Here is a 19,485-nt window from a genome sequence, read left to right as displayed (position 1 = left end):
GAACAAAAGCAGGAGGTAGATAGAATGCAGTCTCCATATAAGGGGAATGTGAAAGTACTAGGATTCACCACTTTAGCCTTTTTCATCTCTTTTGTCGTTTGGTTCAATATGGCTCCATTTATGACAACATTGACGGAAGTATTTGGACTGTCCAAGGATGAAGTTGCATTATTAGCAGTTGCCAATGTTACCTTAACCATTCCTGCTCGAGTGCTCATAGGAATGCTTGTCGACCGTTTCGGACCTCGTAGAGTGTATTCCTGGCTTCTTATCCTATTAAGTATTCCATGTTTTACATTTGCTTTATCGAATTCTTTTACACAATTAATGATTTCTAGAATGTTTTTAGCTATGATTGGTGCTGGTTTTGTTGTTGGGATTCGCTTAGTAGCAGAATGGTTTCCTCCTCAGCGGGTTGGTTTTGCTGAAGGTGTCTATGGCGGCTGGGGGAACTTCGGTTCTGCAGCTGCAGCGATGACGCTGCCAACACTTGCTGTAATCTTTGGCGGAGAAGATGGATGGCGTTATGCTGTTGCTTTAACCGGTATTATTGCTCTTATTTATGGTATTATCTTTATGCGTGTGGTTAAAGATACTCCTGAAGGTGTGACTTACAAACGTCCGAAGAAAAGCGGTGCATTAGAGGTGACCAGTTACAAAGATATGGTTGGTTTGATGCTGATGAGTTTGCCGGTATTTGGTATTCTTGCTTTTCAAACCTACAGGCTCGAGGACTTGGATTTTATAAGTTCAACGGTATCTATACTTATATTCTTAACATTAATATTTCTTTTCATTTTCAATATTTATAAAATTTGGAATGTTAATAAAGATCACTTAAGAGAAGGAGTCCCTGAAAAGGACAAATATTCATTTAAACAAGTGGCGATTCTGAACTTTGCTTATTTTTGTACCTTTGGATCAGAGCTTGCCGTAGTGTCTATGTTACCGCAGTTTTTTGAAGAAACATTTGCTTTGGGAGTTGCTCAAGCTGGTCTTATTGCAGGAAGTTTTGCATTTATGAATTTAATGTCACGTCCTAGCGGCGGCTGGTTTAGTGATAAATTTGGCCGTAAGAAAACATTAATTATATTAATGGTAGGATTGGCACTAGGGTACATGGGAATGGCATTAATTGGTTCGACTTGGCCGCTGTGGTTAGCTGTAGCTTTAACTATGTGCTGCTCTTTCTTCGTACAAGCTGGGGAAGGGGCCGTGTATGCAATGGTGCCGTTAGTTAAAAAACGAGTAACAGGACAGGTTTCAGGAATGGTCGGCGCATATGGAAACGTCGGTTCAGTTATTTTCTTGACTGTATTAAGTTTTGTTAATCCTACTATCTTCTTTTTAGTAATTGGCTGCTCAGCAATTGTATGCTTAATTTGCACATTTTTCTTAGAAGAGCCAGAAGAAGAAGCTATGGAGCAAGAAACAGAAGAAGGGGAGCAGCAAAAAATTGCTTCTGTTTGATATAAGTCTTACTTTGTCTGAAATGGCAAAAAATATACTTCGTATTTTGTAAGGGGGTTGTCTCATTAGATAATTTTAGGGTAGCCCTAAGAAAATATCCCTGTGTTGCTTCTGCTGTCCTTTACAGCGGAAGCATTTTTGTACTTTATAAAGTTTGATTTTGCTAAAAGAATGCTTGTGCTCTTGTTGCTATTAGCATAATAAAAGCTAGGAAAAATAAAAATAGACGTAAACTAAAGATAACAAGCAACGTTTCTTGTGACTTTATCGTTCGACATAACGTTACATAATTAAAAATAAAAACGGAGGGACCGTTAATGAATGATCTGGAATTGATACAACGGGCCCGGTCTGGAGAAGAGGAAGCCTTTCAAGAATTAATCGAAAGGTACTATCGAACGGTGCAGAAATTCGCCTTTCAAATCGGAGTCCATCCCCCGTATGTCGAAGATGTAACGCAAGAAGTATTTTTAAAAGTATATCGATCGATTTCTACTTTTTCTGGCGGAACATTCACTACCTGGTTGTATTCCATCACTTTAAATGCAGCAAGAGATCTTATTCGTAAAGAAAAACGGCAAAAGCGCAACCTTCAAGCAATGAAAGAAAAAGATAATGACAAAATGTTCGACGAGCTGGAAACAGGAGAAGAAACATGGGAATTGCATGACATGATAAGGAGTTTACCTGAAAAATACCGCATCCCCTTAATTCTGCACTATTTTCATGAGCAAACATACCGGGAAATCAGCAAAGTTACCGGTGTGACAGAAACTGCTGTAAAAACAAGAGTCATGAGGGCTAGAAACCAGTTGAAGAAACGGTATGAGAAAGCAGGTGTGTTGCATGAATAACTCATTTGATGAACAGATGAAACGATTAAAAGAGGAATATAACCGCATGCCGGATCAAACCACGCCCGATCGAATTTGGGCGCATGTAAAGCAGGAAAAAGGAAAACGTAGAATCCGCTTTTCTTGGTTAGGAGCTGCAGCCGGAACAGTAGCGGCCGCCTCCATTGCTGGTTTACTAGCAGTAAGTCAATTTAACCTGCCGTTTAACGATGGCGATAAAGGATCAGAACAAGCTCCTTATGATGAACGAGAAAACGAGGAGCGCGAAAATGTAGAAGAGGAAGATCCCGATGAAAACATGCCAGAGGAAAAAGAAAGGGATCCGCAGCAGACACGAGAGTCTCAAAAAGAAATTTCTTATATGAATGAAGGTATGGAGGAAACATCTGTCTTTAAACTGCTCGATGAACCTGAATTTTCGTTTACTACTTACATCCCAGAATATTTTGAAGTAGAAGTAACAGAAAACAAAGAAATACAACTATATGCTGCGTTTAATGAAGATCAGGAGCCAACTGAATCACCGGTGTGGACACTGCAGGAATTCCGAGCTGAGAATGGCAGTGCTGGCCCACTGGAAGAAAAAATCGCTGAAATCCAAGAGGAATACGAAGAAGAAGGTTATGAATTAGTTCAGGAAGAACACGAAGAAAATCTAATGTTTGGCAATTACGCTGCAACCTTTGAAGGTACAAGTAATTCTTATCTTTCGGTTATTCTTCTAGAAAACAACGGAACGGTTATTAAATGGGAGCAAAGTGGCCCTCCTGAAATGGCTGATGGATTAGCAGCAAGAGAACAAGTAGTCATGGAAGAATGGGAATGGGAGTAAAAGAAAAGTACGGGCAATGAAAGGTAAAGAATGAAGCCTGGTAAAATGGAAACCCTAAAAATGCAAGAACTGTAGAAAAATAAAAAGTTCTGCAAGGGGGGTGCTCTAAATGAAACAGACCACATTAGCTGTGATGATTGGAATGCTCTTGTGCACGTCTGCTTGTCAAAACGATTTTTCTCCAGATGCCCAAAAAGAACAAGCAGCTGGACAACGTGCTCCATGGGTGGATTCATTAACAGGGACTGGCCCGGCGAATTCTTCTGCACTGAGGCCGGCACAGGATGGAAGCTCTCCATCTGATTATAATCAGGGGCCTGGTAATGTATCGATGACCACAAGGAAACAAACACAGGGCAGTGATAAAGATATGGTAGAAATCATAGCAAAAAAACATGGTTTTTCACCAATTTACGTCACATTTGGCGGCAGGCATGCTTATCTTTATGCAAATGCGGATGGATCATGGAGCAAAGAAGAAAAAAATAAAAAGGTGACAGAGCTAAGGAAACAGTATAAACAAGAGTTACCTCGTTATGAAGTAAATGTTCAAGTATTAAATGGGTAAATGACGTAGAAAATATCAATATGGTCTTGATCAAAAGGGGAGAGGAACGTGCAGGTATCGCCCTGCACCTACCTTTATGATCAAGGCTTTTTTTAAAAAGGTAAGAAAATAAATATTTGGCGTTTTTGATGTCTGGCTTCAGCGCCCAGCCGCTCAGGCGCACACGATAAAGAGGAACTTTCTGCGCGAAAGCTCCAGAACCTGTCGCGGCTGACCAGGGTGCTTCGCGCTTTTCTTACTTTTGCTGATTACTTGGCTCGGCGAATCGTTTGCTGAAGAGGGTCCCATACACCGTTATAAGGAGGCGCATAAGACAAATCAAGATCCTCGAATTCTTCTAACGTCATTCGATGAAACAGGGCAGTCGCTAACACGTCAATCCGCTTATCTGCGCCGGCTTCTCCGATAACTTGACCGCCAATCACCATGTCATTGTCTGTTCTATATATGATTTTCATGTGAAGCTTTTTCTTGTTTTCAAAATATCCGGCAATGTGTGTACCTTCGTGGGTAATCGTTTCATAAGGGAAATTCAAGGCCTCAGCGTCTGTTTCGGATAAACCGGTTTTTGCAAGAGTTAGGTCGAAAAAACGAAGGATGGCAGTACCGACGACACCTTGAAAAGCTTTCGGGATTCCAGCCATATTAAGACCAGCTACTCGTCCTTGTTTATTAGCATGGGTTCCAAGCGGAATATAGTCATCTTTTTCTTTTATACGGTGAAATTGCGTAGAACAGTCTCCAGCAGCGTACACATCATCAATATTTGTTTGCATATATCGGTTCACTTGGATGGCGCCGTTGTTCTGTAAGATGATGCCGGTGTTTTTGAGAAAATCGGTATTGGGCTTAATTCCTGTAGCGACAATAACTAAATCCGTGTCATATTCGTTTTGATCGGTTACTACTTTTTCGACGTAGTCGGTTCCTTTAAATGCTTCTACGGATTCGCCCAGGCACAATTCTACGCCGTGATTTTTAGCTTCCTCTATAATGAGAGCCCCCATGTCTTCATCAAACATTTTTGCTATTCGGGTGTTTCGTTCAATCATGCGAACGCTGCGGCCAGTTTCAATCAAATTTTCTGCTAGTTCAAGACCAATATAGCCGCCGCCTATAATCGTAATGTTTTTCGCTCTCGTAAGATCATCCACGATATTCTCTAGGTCTGGAATGGTTTTTAATGCATGAATGCCTTGTAATTCACGCCCCTTCCAGTCTGGGATAATTGGAGAACCGCCAGTGGCAATAAGCAGCTTATTATAAGAAAGTTCAAAGGGTTGATTTTGTTCCAGATCTTTTCCTTTCACGACCTTTTCATCAATGTTTACTTCTGTCACTTGATGAAAGACTCTTGCGTCTATACCGTATTTTTCTCGAAATGTTTTTACATCTCTTGCAATCAAGCTTTCGGTACTTTCTACAGCACCGCCGATTATGTAGGGAAGGCCGCATTGTGCATAAGAATAAATATTGCCCATTTCAAGAGTAGTGATGTTAGCATCCTCTGTGTTTCTCACGATTTGCATCGCTGCACTCATTCCTGCCGCAACGCCCCCAATAACGACGTAATTCATACATATTGCCCCCTTATTCTATGTAATCCAAAACCCTTGGAGGTATTATTCCCTAATTCAATAGATAAAAACGTGCATACAATGAAGACAACAATTTTTTTCTGCTTTTGACGGCAGATAGACGTTATATTATAATAGTACTGTTATGCAACCGATAAAGAGGTGAACGCTTGTGTTAGATCGTTTACAAGCCGTAGAAAATCGTTACGATGAACTAAATGAACTGCTTAGTGATCCGGAAGTCATTAATAATTCAAAAAAACTAAGAGAATATTCAAAAGAACAATCCGATATTGCAGAAACGGTACAGACTTACCGGACGTACAAAGAAGTGACGTCTCAACTTGACGATGCAAAATCTATGCTAGAAGAGAGCATGGATGATGAAATGGAAGAAATGGTCAAATTGGAAATTGAAGAACTTTCCGATAAAAAAGAAAAACTAGAAGAAGAGCTGAAAGTGCTGCTTTTACCAAAAGATCCGAATGATGATAAAAACGTTATCGTCGAAGTGCGCGGAGCAGCTGGAGGCGATGAAGCTGCTTTGTTTGCCGGTGATCTTTACAAAATGTATTCCCGCTTTGCTGAGAAAAACGGCTGGAAGCCTGAAGTGATCGAAGCAAGTCCTACAGAGCTAGGCGGATATAAAGAGATTATTTTTATGATCAATGGAGAAGGCGCATATTCCAAAATGAAATATGAAAACGGCGCCCACCGTGTGCAGCGTGTGCCGAGCACCGAATCAGGCGGCCGTATTCATACGTCAACAGCTACTGTCGCCGTACTGCCAGAAGCAGAAGAAGTTGAAGTAGAGGTCCATGAAAAAGATATTCGAGTCGATACGTTTGCTTCAAGCGGCCCAGGGGGACAAAGTGTTAATACAACCATGTCTGCAGTAAGATTAACGCATGAACCAACTGGAATTGTCGTTTCTTGTCAGGATGAAAAATCGCAGATAAAAAATAAAGATAAAGCGATGAAAGTTCTTCGTGCGCGCATTTATGATATGTACCAACGAGAAGCAGAGGCAGAATATGCAGAAAATCGTAAATCTGCTGTCGGTACTGGAGACCGGTCTGAACGAATCCGCACGTACAATTTCCCGCAAAGCCGTGTGACAGACCACCGCATCAATTTAACGGTTCAAAAGCTTGACCAGATTTTACAAGGGGAACTAGATGAAATTATTGAATCGCTCATTGTAGAAGAACAAGCAGAAATGATGGAAAAGGCGGGCGAAGCATGAAAAAACCAGCCTTCGTATATGAAGCCCTAAAGTGGGCTTCTTCTTTTTTAGCAGAAAATGGAAGAGAACAAAGAGCAGCAGATGTATTAATGCGGCATCATTTACAAAAAGATTGGACGGATTTTCATCTGTCTAGGCGGGATGAATTGAACGAAGACGTCTGGGAAGCTTTTCAACACGATGTGTTCCTTTATGGGAAGGGAATCCCAGTTCAGCATTTGACGGGATATGAAGAATTTTTCGGCAGGCGGTTTAACGTTAATGAAGATGTATTAATACCAAGACCTGAAACAGAAGAACTGGTTGAAGGAGTACTTTCCTGGCTGAAGCTGCATCATAAGAAATCTGCATCTGTCGCAGATATAGGAACAGGAAGCGGGGCAATAGCTATCACGCTGGTGTTAGAATCTCCAGCTCTTCAGGTAACTGCGGTCGAATTAAATGATGCAGCCCTGCATATGGCAGAAAAAAATGCCCAATCTTTACAAGCAAAGGTCTCCTTTTTGAAAGGTGATTTACTAGAGCCATTACAGCGTGAAGAAAAAGAGTGGGATGTTATTGTATCTAATCCTCCTTACATTCCAAAAAAAGAATGGGTTCAGCTTGATTCTCTTGTAAAAGACCATGAACCTGAATTAGCACTCATTGGTCATGGAGAAGATGGATTGTACTGTTATCGAAAAATGGCTGCTCATCTCTCAAGTGTACTGAAAAAAGATGGACTTGCTGCATTTGAAATAGGGGAAAAGCAAGGAACAGAAGTTGCGGCAATTTTTCAAGAAGCCCTTCCAGATGCGAAGGTAGATGTTCGTTTCGATATAAACGGGAAAGAGCGTATGGTGTTCTGTGAGAGAGGGAGGATTTAGCTTATAAAAGGCATATGTGTGGGGCCTGGCACCTGGTAATTTGCGGCATTTAATGAAAATGAATTGGCTCATATTTATTTCAATTGGCAGCAAATCTTTTTAACGTAACAGACAAGCAACCAAAGTGTATTTATTACTTAATACAATCGATGTATTTAAATAATTTGTCGAGCGATTATTTGTTTAATTGTAGATGGCACGGTCCACACTGATGCTGAAAGGACGGTGCCAGACCGATGAGAAGTAAAGCACTTATATATGTTATTTTTCTTGTACTGATCGCTTGGCTGCAAATGGAACAACAGCAAAATGCTTCAGCTTCCGATCCAGGAATTGATACTATTCCGGAAGAAGCCATTCGTCTAAGAATACTTGCCCACGATGACTCTCCAGAAGAACAGCTGCTTAAAAGAAAAGTCCGTGATGCAGTAAATCAAGAAATACGGACGTTGGTTGAAGGTTTGTCAGAAAAAAACGAAGCCCGAAAAACCATTAATGACAATCTTTCTAATTTAGAGACTATTGTCAAAGATGTTATAAATAGTAGTGGTTCTTCTCACACATTTTCAATCGCTTTAAAAGACCAGGTCGAATTTCCAACGAGAATTTATGGACCGCTCGTTTATCCGGCAGGTACTTATGAAGCACTGGTTGTTTCTATAGGAGAAGCAGAAGGAGAAAATTGGTGGTGTGTACTATTTCCGCCTCTATGCTTTATTTCAGCTGAAGAGGAAGATGTGGAAAACCAGGATGAAACTGTGGATAAAAGCAGCTACAAGGAAGAAGTTGTGGAAAAAGACCAGCATTCTGTGGATAATGAAAAAGAGTATTCATTTTTCATTGTGGAAAAATGGAATCAATGGTTTGGGAAAAGCTGAACAATTATGGTGAAAAAACTTTTATAATAGGATTTTGATATGTTATCCACAAGGTTTATTTTTCCTGTGGGTAACTTTTTTGATTTGCCTATGGACATTGGCGATCCTATAATTAAAAGGGCTAACGGGATCAAAAAGAAGGGTGGAAAACATGAGTTATAAACAAACAATTGTGTGGAATGTGGATAACATAGAAAAAGAGAGGAGCTTAGACCCTGGTATAAAAGAAGCGGCGCTGTGGATAAAAAGAGGAGAGGTTGTAGCATTCCCAACAGAAACGGTATATGGATTGGGGGCTGATGCTACAAATGACGAGGCTGTGGAAAAAATATTCAAAGCAAAAGGACGTCCAGGAGACAATCCGCTTATTGTACATATAGCAAATCAAGAACAATTGAAGGACTTGGCATCTTCTGTTCCTCCTCTTGCTCGAAAATTAGCAGAACATTTTTGGCCGGGGCCGCTGACCCTTATTTTGCCAAAAAAACAAGAAGTCTCCAATAAAGTAACAGCGAGCCTTGATACGGTTGCAGTGAGAATGCCTAATCATGATGTTGCTCGAGCATTAATAAAAGAAGCGGGAGTACCGGTAGCTGCACCTAGTGCAAACCAGTCCGGCAGGCCAAGTCCCACAAAAGCCGAACATGTGAAACATGATTTATTCGGCAAGGTTGCCGGCATTGTGGATGGTGGGCCATCGGGTTTTGGTTTAGAATCGACTGTTGTGGATTTCAGCAAAGAGACAGCTTGGATTCTCCGCCCGGGCGGCATTACAAAAGAACAATTAGAAGAAGTATTAGGAAAAGATCGAATCGGGTTTGAAAATGGAGCAGATCAGCTTGATAACAATGCTGAAATGGTTTCCCCAAAAGCGCCTGGAATGAAATACCGTCATTATGCACCCGACTCTCCTTTAATATTATTACGTGAAACCAAAGCTATAAAAAGACGAATGGAAACAGAACAGAAAGCAGGAAAAAAAGTAGCAGTACTAGCTGTGGAAGAACATAGAAGTGATTTAGAGCCTGCTGCTGATATATTTATAGCGCTTGGATCGTGCGTAAAACTTGAGGGAGTGGCAGCGCATTTGTATGATAACCTTCGTCAAGCAGACCAAAGCGATGCCGACATCATACTTTGTGAAACGTTCAGCTTAGAAGGAGTGGGCCTTGCCATAATGAATAGGTTAGAAAAGGCATCTGCCGAAGGTTAAAAGGACCTCCTTGAATGATCTCTTTTGGACTTGCATAGAGTGTATAAGCATGTCCTGAAAGGAGACGGGGGAATGGGCGGATGGATGATACTAGCAACGATGGCTTTAGCTTTAAGCATGGATGCTTTTTCTATGTCGCTTGCGGTTGCAATGAGAGGTGCAGAAAGAGTAAATAAAATGTTAACCTCCGTTATTGTAGGTTTATTTCATATGTTAATGCCCTTTATCGGATTATATGGAGGACGCTTAATTGCTTCTTCATTTGAAAAAGTAGCCATTATTACTGGCGGAATACTGTTGTTTGTTATTGGGCTTCAAATGATGTGGACAGGGTGGAACGACTCAGAACACACGGGAGGAGTAATTATCCCGCGAGGAGCAGGACTTATGTTCTTTGCAGTGCTGGTGAGTTTAGACAGCTTTTCTATTGGGATTACATTAGGGATTTTAAATGCTTCGTTGATACCTGTTCTTTTAATGTTTGGGTTATTCAGTGCCTTTTTTACTTGGATAGGACTTGCTTTAGGTAATCGTCTGCAGCATACGTTGGGACGTTATGGAGAAATATTTGGAGGAGTTATTTTATTAAGTTTTGGTTTGAAATTAATACTGTAATGGAACATTTAAATGTGTGGTAAAATAATACCAAGAAATAGGAAGGGAAGGGTGTGGAAGCCATCATTAAACATGTGCTGTTTGTATGTACCGGGAATACATGCCGAAGCCCGATGGCAGAAGCATTATTCCGAGCAAAAACAGATAAGAATATCGAAGTGAAATCAGCTGGGATTTATGCTATGCCGGGTATGACTGCCTCTGATGGAACAATGAAAGTATTAAAGGAAAGAAATATTATGCTTAAGCATGAATCCAAGCCGTTAACAGAGGAATTGGTAGACTGGGCTGACATTATTTTAACGATGACAAAAAATCATCACGAAATGACTGTTCAAACTTACCCAAAAGCTGCCGATAAAATATTTACATTAAAAGAGTTTGCCCTCGATGGAAATATGGATACGGGGGATATCCTGGATCCTATAGGGGGATCAACTGACACGTACAGGGCAACAGCCAATGAAATGGATCAGCTTTTAGAAGCGGCTTTACACAAAATAAAAGAATTATAAGGAGTAAGGTTCATGAGGGGAAACAGGGGAAAATCGTATCAATTCAGTATCCGTAAAAAACTGGTATTAGGAATCAGCGTCCTGTCCATCGTAACTTACGGTGTCAGTGCGTTTTTTATTTTTGTATTAGCGGATAGAGCTAGTAATGCATTTGGAATTTCAGAAGATGCATTTATTATTTTGACGTTAATACTGGGGTGGCTGTGGAGCGGCATACTCGCTTTTTTAACAGCACCTATGCTAACTAAGCCGCTAAAACGTCTCGAATTATCGGCACGCAAAGCAGCGGAAGGAGATATTCACGAAGATGTAGAGGTTTCAAAATCAGACGATGAATTACGAGGATTGGGACTAGCTTTTAATGAAATGCTGAAAAATCTTCGAACCATGGTCAATGATATCGAAAAAAATTTTAAACAAACGAGCGGGAAAGTAGCAAACATTACAGCTGCTTCTGATGAAGCTTCTAATAAAGCAGACAGCATATCAAGTACTGTAGAGGAAATTGCTGCAGGAGCGGACCATTCCGCACATGCGATTCAAAACACGGCAGCATCTATGGAAGATGTAGCGCAAATTGCTTCTAAAGTCCAATCAAAAGCAAACAATTCTGAAGCTTCTGCTGAAGAAATGGTGAAAACACTAGATAACAGTAAACAAGTAATTCATTCTCTAGTCGAAGGTATAAAGCAATTAGAAGTCGATAACCAGGCATCTTTGCATGCGGTAGAAGCATTGAATCAACAAGCTGAAAAGGTAGAAGAAATTATTAGTTTAGTTGGTGACATTGCAGAGCAAACGAACCTTCTGGCATTAAATGCGTCCATTGAAGCAGCTCGGGCCGGAGAACACGGAAAAGGGTTTGCAGTCGTCGCTGATGAGGTGAGAAAGCTCGCAGATGAAAGTTCAATAGCCGTACAAGGCGTACGTGATCTCATCCAAAATATTCAATCCGAAGTTGGAAATGTCGTCTCTAAAATAGAGAGTCAAGTAAAAGCAGCGAGTCATGAGTCTGCCAAAGGGACAAAAACAAGCCAAGTGTTTACAGCTATGGAAAGTACTGTTCAAACAGTAGCTGCTTCTGTAAAAGACATCACAGAGCTGATCGAACAGCAAATGAAAGCAGTTGAAAACACCTCTCGGGAATCACAGGAAGTAGCGGCCATTGCAGAAGAAACATCTGCCGGCGCAGCCGAGGTCTCCTCTGCAGCGGATACTCAATCAAATGTGATCCGCTCCTGTTCAGAAAAGGCTCATGAGCTTTCCAAACAAGCAGAGAAGCTAAAAAATACCATAGAAAAATTTACAACCTAAGGGTAACATGAGAACATAAAGGAAAAGAAAAAGGGAGGCCCTCCATCATGAAACTTGCAATAGGTTCTGACCATGCAGGCTACAAACTTAAAGTAGAAGTAGTAAAAGTGTTAGAAGATATGAATATTGATTTTGAAGATGTTGGCTGTGATTGCACCGATTCTGTAGATTACCCTGATTATGCTCTTCCGGTAGCAGATAAAGTAGCTTCCGGTGAAGTTGATAAAGGTATATTGATTTGTGGAACTGGTATTGGCATGTCTATTTCGGCTAATAAAATGAATGGCATTCGCTGTGCATTGGTTCATGATGTTTTTAGTGCCAAAGCAACGCGCGCTCATAACGATTCAAACATTCTTGCTATGGGTGAACGGATTGTCGGCCCAGGCCTTGCCGGAGAAATTGTGAAAACCTGGCTTGAAACAGACTTCGAAGGCGGTCGTCATTCTAAACGCGTAGACAAAATGATGGCTATAGAAGAAAAATAATCCACGACAAAGACGGACCTGCAAAACGATAGGTCCGTTTCCTGCTTTAATGGGGGGAAACAGTGCGCCATAAGTATGCGGATTTTTAAGCTTTCAATCTTCACCAAAAGCAGCAGTAGCCCTACTGGCAAAATCATTCTTTTATCGAAAGCCATATTTTGTGGTACCTTTAAATAAAGAGGTGATCAACATGGATGATATAACAAAGCAGTGGCAATCATCTTTACAAACCTGTCTGGATACTATTTCATCTCAGATCAGACTGGATACCCATCATATATTTGTTGTTGGCTGCAGTTCGAGTGAAGTGATTGGAGAGAAAATTGGTACAGCGGGCTCCGTTGAAGCTGCCAAATCATTATATGACGTGTTTTCGACCTTTCAACAGAACACTGGGGTACATCTTGCTTTTCAAGGGTGTGAGCATATCAATCGGGCCCTTGTTGTGGAACGCGGTACAGCAAGAGCTTTCCAACTTGATGAAGTAACGGCAATACCTCACCGTAAAGCAGGCGGGGCAATGATTACGCATGCATATGAACAGTTTTCAGACCCTGTTGTCATTGAACATATAAAAGCGGACGCGGGAATTGATATCGGCGACACTTTTATTGGCATGCACTTAAAGCACGTTGCCGTTCCCATAAGAAGCCAGGTGAAATCGATCGGCAATGCTCACGTAACAATGGCTAAAACAAGACCTAAATTAATAGGCGGGCCGCGTGCAAAATATCCCGAATAATGCTAATTGATGAAAGTTAGCTTTTTAAAATAGCTAAAACTTAATATTTTTATCTTTTTTTAAATTAAAATACGGATTTAACCGTTTATCCATGTTACAATATGCCTTGAATGAAAAGTGAAGTGCTAAACCACGAATAAATGAGAGAGATGTAAAGGAAAAGAAAGGGGTAAACATTTTTTATGGAAACCATCAAAAGTCAAGATCCTAGTGTATTTGCAGCGTTGCAGGATGAGCTTTGCCGTCAGCGCGATAAAATAGAGTTAATTGCGTCTGAAAACTTTGTTAGTCGAGCTGTAATGGAAGCGCAAGGCTCTGTATTAACAAATAAATACGCAGAAGGATATCCACGTCGCCGGTATTATGGCGGTTGTGAACATGTAGATACAGTAGAAGATTTGGCCCGTGACCGTGCTAAGGAGATTTTTGGAGCGGAACACGCTAACGTGCAGCCGCATTCCGGTGCACAAGCAAACATGGCTGTATATTTTACCGCACTTGAACATGGTGATACTGTACTAGGTATGAACCTATCTCATGGTGGTCACTTAACGCATGGAAGCCATGTGAATTTCAGCGGTATCCAATACAATTTTGTCGAATACGGTGTAACAAAAGAAAATCAAACCATTGATTATGATGCGGTTTTAGAAGCTGCAAAAGAGCATAAACCAAAGATGATCGTCGCCGGGGCAAGTGCGTATCCTCGCGAAATTGATTTTAAAAAGTTCCGTGAAATCGCTGATGAAGTTGGCGCTTATTTAATGGTGGACATGGCTCATATTGCTGGTCTAGTAGCGGCAGGTGTACATCAAAACCCTGTTCCTTACTCTCATTTTGTAACAACGACAACACACAAAACGTTACGCGGCCCGCGCGGTGGTTTAATTCTTTGTGAAGAAGAGTTCGCCAAGAAAATTGATAAAGCTGTGTTCCCTGGATTGCAAGGCGGCCCGCTTATGCACGTAATCGCAGCAAAAGCAGTATCTTTTGGTGAAGTGCTGCAGAAAGAGTTCAAAACGTACTCGGAAAACATCGTGAAAAATGCAAAGCGTTTAGCAGAAGCATTAAAAAATGAAGGAATCGATCTCGTCTCTGGCGGAACAGATAACCACTTGCTGCTTTTGGACTTGCAAAGCCTTGGAATGACAGGAAAAGTTGCAGAAAAAGCATTGGATGAAGTAGGTCTTACTACAAATAAAAATGCGATTCCATTTGATCCAGAAAGCCCATTTGTAACAAGCGGTATTCGTATTGGAACAGCTGCTGTTACTTCAAGAGGATTTGGAGAAAAAGAAATGGATGAAATCGGTGCAATTATGGCGCTTACGTTAAAAAATCATGATCATGAAGAATCCTTAAAAGCAGCTTCGGAGCGGGTAGACGCATTGACTGAACAGTTCCCTATGTATGAATATTTGTAAGTAGATGACTGAAAATAAACACTGGGTCCGCAACAAAGCGGATCCAGTTTTTTCATTTTAACGTAAGAAATTATAAAATTTGGCGTTTTTGATGTCTAGCTTCAGCGTCCAGCCGCTCAGGCGCACACGATACAGAGGAACTTTTGCTAAAACCGCGCACGTTCTGTCGCAACGCAAAAGTCAACACCTCCTGTGCAAGCCCGTTCAGCGTTGTCAGAACGTCCTTCCACACGATGTGGTGACTTCTACGTCAAAAACGCCACATCCTGTGGCATTGGCGACATTCGCACATCCTATGCCTCGACGTGTGCGATTTTAGTAGAAGTTCATTAAAATGAGCTGAACGTCTTATGTCTTCCCTTTCGACTTCGGGCCGCAGGCGACCCTGCGCGAAAGCTCCAGAACCTGTCGCGGGCTCCCAGGATGGGAGTCAGTTCGGCGTTGTCACAGGACGTGACGCTCGTAGCCGAACTTCCTTCTTTTAAGGCGCTTGCGCTTTTCTTAGCAAAAATGGTGGACGAGGTACAAATGGCGTGAAAAAAAGCAGGCAGGGAATAGGGGGAGGAACGTTCCTAAAGACAAGTATGTTGCAAAAAGCATGACACCCCAGCGAATTACATTGCTAATGTTGTAAAGGCTTTTCGTATAAATACAAATAATCTGAATCATTGGCCTTTTTATCAAAACTTGAAGGTGATTGTGTTTTTCTGTAAAATTTCAAAAGAATGAACCTGTCCGTTGTACAGTTAATTAGATAATTTTTCCCGGATGCACCGGGAGTAAAGGAGCCGATTTCTTATATGGGGAAAGTACATGTATTAGATCATCCGCTGATCCAACATAAGCTTACTTTTATTCGTGACGTTTCCACGGGCACAAAAGAGTTTAGGGAACTAGTGGATGAAGTAGCTACGTTAATGGCTTTTGAAATTACACGTCACCTTCAACTGCAGGAAGTGACAGTAGAAACACCTGTAGGTCCAGCCAAATCACATACGTTAGCAGGGAAAAAGTTGGGCATTGTCCCGATTTTAAGAGCAGGTCTTGGTATGTCTGATGGTATCTTAAAATTGATTCCTGCTGCAAAAGTAGGACATGTAGGTTTATACCGTGATCCTGAAACGTTAAAACCTGTGGAATATTACGTGAAGCTGCCAAGTGATGTTGCTGAACGGGAATTCATCGTAGTTGATCCGATGCTTGCTACGGGAGGCTCCGCTGTGGAAGCTATAACGAGTTTGAAAAAGCGCGGTGCTACAAACATCAAGCTAATGTGTCTTATTGCTGCTCCAGAAGGTGTGGAAATTGTGCAAGAAGCACATCCTGATATAGATATTTATCTCGCCTCTTTAGATGAAAAATTAAATGAAAAAGGCTACATTGTTCCGGGACTTGGGGACGCCGGGGACCGATTGTTTGGAACAAAATAGTGGATGACCGTTACGCTTCAGCAGGAATTTCCTGCTGGAGCTTTTTTTAAAAGATAAGAAATGATAAATATTTGGCGTTTTTGATGTCTAGCTTCAGCGCCCAGCCGCTCAGGCGCACACGATAAAAAGGAACTTTTGCTAAAACCGCGAACATCCTGTCGCAACGCAAAAGTCAACACCTCCTGTGCAAGCCAGTTCAGCGTTGTCACAGGACGTCCTTCCACACGATGTGGTGACTTCTACGCCAAAAACGCCACGTCCTGTGGCATTGACGACATTCGCACATCCTATGCGTCGACGTGTGCGATCTTAGTAGAAGTTCATTAAAATGAGCTGAACGTCTTATGTCTTCCCTTTCGACTTCGAGCCGCAGGCGACCCTGTTGCGAAAGCTCCAGAACCTGTCACGGCTGACCAGGGCGCTTGCGCTTTTGTTATATTTTAGGAAATAAAGACTAGGCGGCAAAGCGAGTTTTTCCGGGAGAGCTGAATTAGAGGAGCTGAGCGCTGAAAAAGAAGAAGGAAGAGCTGAATCAGAGGGAAAAACTGCTGAAAAGAAATATTGATGGAATGTATTTCTTTTCTTCCCATGTACGTGCCCGAATAAAATTTATTGCTCGTTGCACTATAAATAGAAGAACATATTGAGACTAGATTTTTAGGGACAGGGGGAGCAAAATGATTAAAAAGAGCAAAAAAGGGAGGGGGGAAAGGCAGAGAAAGATTGGATTTTTCCTCCTTGCCATTATTATATGTGTTACGTCTACTTTAATGTTTGAAGGATTTTCCAGCACGGGGCATTCAAAAGAAGAATCGGAAACTGCTATCATTGCTATTGAAGAAAATGAAAAAGCAGATGATGTTCAAGATAAGTTGAAAAAAACCTTTCCTGATATAGAGTTTCTGCGTTCTTATGAAAAAGGGTTTAAGGGATTTGCTGTAAAATTAGATCCTTCTCAATTAGAGTTACTTTCCAATCTAGATGGGATAAAACGCGCAGATCCATCTGTTGCGTATCAATCATCTTTAAAAGACAGCGTTCCTTTTATTGGGGCAGAAGCCATTCGCGGTCAGCTTGATAAGCACGGTGTGAAGCTGACAGGTAAAGGAATTAAAGTCGGAATTATAGATACAGGAATAGATTATAATCACCCAGATCTATACCGCAATTTTAAAGGTGGATATGATTTTGTTGATAAAGATGAAGACCCTCTTGAAGGTCGAGATAAGCATGGAAAAAATACGATGCACGGCACCCATGTTGCTGGTATCATCGGGGCAAATGGAGCAGTCAGAGGAGTAGCTCCAGAAGCTGATCTATACATGTATCGTGCACTCGGTCCTGGGGGGCAGGGGTCTACCGAACAAATATTAGCAGCGATTGATAAAGCAATTGAGGATAAGGTTGATATTTTAAATCTTTCATTAGGGAGTCCGATAAACGGTCCGGATTGGCCTACAAGTGAAGCTCTAGATAAAGCCGCAGAAGCAGGAATCATTGCAGTAACGTCAAGCGGCAACAGCGGTCCGGCAATGTGGAGTGTTGGTTCACCAGGAACCGCGGACAAGGCCATTTCAGTAGGTGCCTCCATTCCTCCCCTGCGAATGCCAAAATTAACGCTATATGATAAACCGGAATTGTCTATTTCTATGCAAACAGTACAAGGGACTTCCCCCTGGCAGTTTCGGCGCGATTTGCCTTTAGTGGATGGTGGTCTTGGGATGAAAGAGGATTTGGAAAATGTTAAAGGGAAAGCGGTATTAATTGAACGAGGCGGTATCCCTCTCATTAGGAAAATTGTTAATGCCCGCAAAGCCGGAGCTGATGCGGTGATTATTTACAATAATGTGGCTGGCGCATTTGCTGCAGGTACAGAGGAAGTTCAGCCTATTCCCGCTGTTACCATTACACGTGAAGATGGGGAGCAGATTAAAAAGGCAATCGAAGCAAAAGAGAAAAAATCATCTTCCTCTGTTTTGCGAACAGTGTTAGAAGAAGAAACAGATCATATGGCTTTTTTTAGTTCAAGAGGACCAGTCACTCGTTCTTGGAAAATTAAGCCTGACGTAGTTGCACCGGGGGTAGATATAGACAGCACGGTTCCAAACGGCTATTTAGCATTAAACGGAACAAGTATGGCAGCACCTCACATAGCCGGCGCTGCAGCCTTACTAAAACAAGCAAGACCAGAATGGAACCCTGATCAAATAAAAGCAGCTTTAATGAATACAGCTGTTTCTTTAACCGATGATAGTGACAATGATTATCCGCCGTTCGTACAAGGGGCAGGCAGGGTTGAAATGACAAAAGCGATTAGAACAGACACTCTCGTTTATCCCGGTACATTATCGTTTGGCGTGTGGACGTTAGGAAATAAAGAAAGAGTACATGAAGAAAAAGTGGTTATAGAAAACCATTCTGATCAGAAGAAAACGTATACTTTTCGTACAGAAACAGGTTCTTTTCTTGGTTTAAAATGGGAGCTTCCTAAACGAATAACATTACAACCAGGAGAGAAAAAAGAAGCGAAAATTCGTTTAGAAATAGAGGCTGGGGCCATTGATTATGATCAGCTGGATGGCGTATTGACAGTCGAAGGCGGTAATGAAGAAATCCGCTTGCCTTATTTATTATTTATCAACGAACCCGATTACCCGCGCATAGGAGCTTTTGATTTACAACCTTTTGGAACAAATAAGGGATACCGGTATGAAGTATATATGCCAGGCGGGGCAGAGGAACTAGAAATAGCGTTATACGACTTGGACACTTATGCATTTGCCGGCGTACTTGATAAAGTAACAAATATAAAACCAGGGTTATATGAACAAAAATTATCTGCCAAAGACATTCCCGTCCCTGAGGGGAAATACAGAGCTGTGGTTTATGCTAGGGCTGGAGATAAAGAAGAAGTTTTAGAAACGATCATCCGTTTAGAACAGAAAATGATAGATGAAAAACGGTCAAAGCGATAAAAGAAAGGGCTGTTTATTGTAACGGCTCTTTCTTTTATACTTGCGTACAAGGTCAAATAGTTGGGGATAGGAAATACTCCTGCCACCAACTTGATCCAATTTTTGGTTTGGAAGGAGTCAAATGACAGTTAACGTTATGTCATTAACCACATCTTCTCGGCTCTGAACATTCTGCAGAAAATACATCCTGGGATAGAATACGACGTAAAGTTAACGTACAATTCGCATTGTCAGGACAGGCGGAAAATACTAAAGTTTGAAGGTCCTGTTCTCACCTCGATCCCGGACGTCTTCCGCCATAGACTTTTTTTAAATTTTAGGATGGATGTAACACCGACGTCGTCAGAGGAATGCCTTGACCCTAAAGGCTTAGTGCTAGCCAAGTTTTCCATAGAAAAAAAATCTTACAGAGAATAGCATTAAGAAACGTGAAAAATCATAAAAACCAACCGAATATAACCTCTTTTGTATACAAGTT

Annotated in this window: 18 protein-coding genes; 16 read left to right on the top strand and 2 right to left on the bottom strand. The window is 41.4% G+C overall.

The features are described from left to right. Positions 1-24 precede the first annotated feature (24 nt). The 4 genes from FZF09_RS12790 (at position 25) to FZF09_RS12775 (ending at position 3,724) form a co-directional block, all read left to right on the top strand. Positions 25-1,470, top strand: coding sequence for a NarK family nitrate/nitrite MFS transporter (locus FZF09_RS12790; protein ID WP_158736999.1), 1,446 nt, complete (start codon positions 25-27; stop codon positions 1,468-1,470). 317 nt (positions 1,471-1,787) lie between these two features. Next, positions 1,788-2,324 carry an RNA polymerase sigma factor gene (locus tag FZF09_RS12785; protein ID WP_158736998.1) on the top strand — a complete coding sequence of 179 codons (537 nt, stop codon included), beginning with the start codon at positions 1,788-1,790 and terminating at the stop codon, positions 2,322-2,324. Further along, complete coding sequence (locus tag FZF09_RS12780) at positions 2,317-3,156, top strand: hypothetical protein (protein ID WP_158736997.1); 840 nt, start codon at positions 2,317-2,319, stop codon at positions 3,154-3,156. The genes FZF09_RS12785 and FZF09_RS12780 overlap by 8 nt, the downstream gene beginning before the upstream one ends. 109 nt (positions 3,157-3,265) lie before the next feature. Further along, complete coding sequence (locus FZF09_RS12775; protein ID WP_158736996.1) at positions 3,266-3,724, top strand: hypothetical protein; 459 nt, start codon at positions 3,266-3,268, stop codon at positions 3,722-3,724. A gap of 248 nt (positions 3,725-3,972) precedes the next feature. Here FZF09_RS12775 and FZF09_RS12770 read toward each other — a convergent pair whose 3' ends face one another. Further along, positions 3,973-5,301: an FAD-dependent oxidoreductase gene (locus FZF09_RS12770; RefSeq protein ID WP_158736995.1), complete on the bottom strand. Its 1,329-nt coding sequence runs from the start codon at positions 5,299-5,301 to the stop codon at positions 3,973-3,975. Between the two features lie 172 nt (positions 5,302-5,473). Between FZF09_RS12770 and prfA the strand changes: the two genes are divergently transcribed. The 11 genes from prfA to upp all read left to right on the top strand — a co-directional run bounded on the left by prfA (position 5,474) and on the right by upp (position 16,032). Beyond that, a complete protein-coding gene (prfA, locus tag FZF09_RS12765; RefSeq protein ID WP_158736994.1) occupies positions 5,474-6,547 on the top strand; it encodes a peptide chain release factor 1 in 1,074 nt (357 codons plus the stop codon). Beyond that, the gene (prmC, locus tag FZF09_RS12760; protein WP_158736993.1) at positions 6,544-7,413 is read left to right on the top strand and encodes a peptide chain release factor N(5)-glutamine methyltransferase; all 870 of its coding nucleotides are present in this window, start codon (positions 6,544-6,546) and stop codon (positions 7,411-7,413) included. The genes prfA and prmC overlap by 4 nt, the downstream gene beginning before the upstream one ends. A gap of 236 nt (positions 7,414-7,649) precedes the next feature. Continuing rightward, entirely contained in the window at positions 7,650-8,291 is a 642-nt protein-coding gene (gene spoIIR, locus FZF09_RS12755) for a stage II sporulation protein R (protein WP_158736992.1), read from the top strand. 151 nt (positions 8,292-8,442) lie between these two features. Beyond that, positions 8,443-9,504, top strand: coding sequence for an L-threonylcarbamoyladenylate synthase (locus tag FZF09_RS12750; RefSeq protein WP_158736991.1), 1,062 nt, complete (start codon positions 8,443-8,445; stop codon positions 9,502-9,504). A 72-nt stretch (positions 9,505-9,576) separates the two neighbouring features. Then, on the top strand, positions 9,577-10,119 hold the full coding sequence (locus FZF09_RS12745) for a manganese efflux pump MntP (RefSeq protein ID WP_158736990.1): 543 nt from the start codon (positions 9,577-9,579) through the stop codon (positions 10,117-10,119). A 53-nt stretch (positions 10,120-10,172) separates the two neighbouring features. Next, the gene (locus FZF09_RS12740; RefSeq protein ID WP_233269489.1) at positions 10,173-10,634 is read left to right on the top strand and encodes a low molecular weight protein arginine phosphatase; all 462 of its coding nucleotides are present in this window, start codon (positions 10,173-10,175) and stop codon (positions 10,632-10,634) included. Between the two features lie 12 nt (positions 10,635-10,646). Then, positions 10,647-11,948: a methyl-accepting chemotaxis protein gene (locus FZF09_RS12735; protein ID WP_158736989.1), complete on the top strand. Its 1,302-nt coding sequence runs from the start codon at positions 10,647-10,649 to the stop codon at positions 11,946-11,948. Positions 11,949-11,995: 47 nt separating this feature from the next. Then, positions 11,996-12,436 carry a ribose 5-phosphate isomerase B gene (gene rpiB, locus FZF09_RS12730; RefSeq protein WP_158736988.1) on the top strand — a complete coding sequence of 147 codons (441 nt, stop codon included), beginning with the start codon at positions 11,996-11,998 and terminating at the stop codon, positions 12,434-12,436. A gap of 190 nt (positions 12,437-12,626) precedes the next feature. Further along, positions 12,627-13,178: a TIGR01440 family protein gene (locus FZF09_RS12725; RefSeq protein WP_158736987.1), complete on the top strand. Its 552-nt coding sequence runs from the start codon at positions 12,627-12,629 to the stop codon at positions 13,176-13,178. Between the two features lie 182 nt (positions 13,179-13,360). Beyond that, a complete protein-coding gene (glyA, locus tag FZF09_RS12720; RefSeq protein ID WP_158736986.1) occupies positions 13,361-14,602 on the top strand; it encodes a serine hydroxymethyltransferase in 1,242 nt (413 codons plus the stop codon). An 800-nt stretch (positions 14,603-15,402) separates the two neighbouring features. Beyond that, positions 15,403-16,032, top strand: a complete 630-nt coding sequence (gene upp, locus FZF09_RS12715; protein ID WP_091586585.1) for a uracil phosphoribosyltransferase — start codon at positions 15,403-15,405, stop codon at positions 16,030-16,032. Between the two features lie 46 nt (positions 16,033-16,078). On the opposite strand, the gene FZF09_RS23065 is transcribed toward upp, so the two are convergent. Further along, positions 16,079-16,201 (bottom strand): hypothetical protein, encoded by a 123-nt coding sequence (locus FZF09_RS23065; protein WP_255450539.1) that lies wholly within the window; start codon positions 16,199-16,201, stop codon positions 16,079-16,081. Between the two features lie 508 nt (positions 16,202-16,709). Between FZF09_RS23065 and FZF09_RS23060 the strand changes: the two genes are divergently transcribed. Next, entirely contained in the window at positions 16,710-19,007 is a 2,298-nt protein-coding gene (locus FZF09_RS23060; RefSeq protein ID WP_158736985.1) for a S8 family serine peptidase, read from the top strand. Positions 19,008-19,485 lie beyond the last annotated feature (478 nt).

Source organism: Alteribacillus sp. YIM 98480 (assembly GCF_009765375.1).
GTDB lineage: Bacteria > Bacillota > Bacilli > Bacillales > Marinococcaceae > Alteribacillus.
This window is presented reverse-complemented; position numbering and strand designations above follow the sequence as displayed.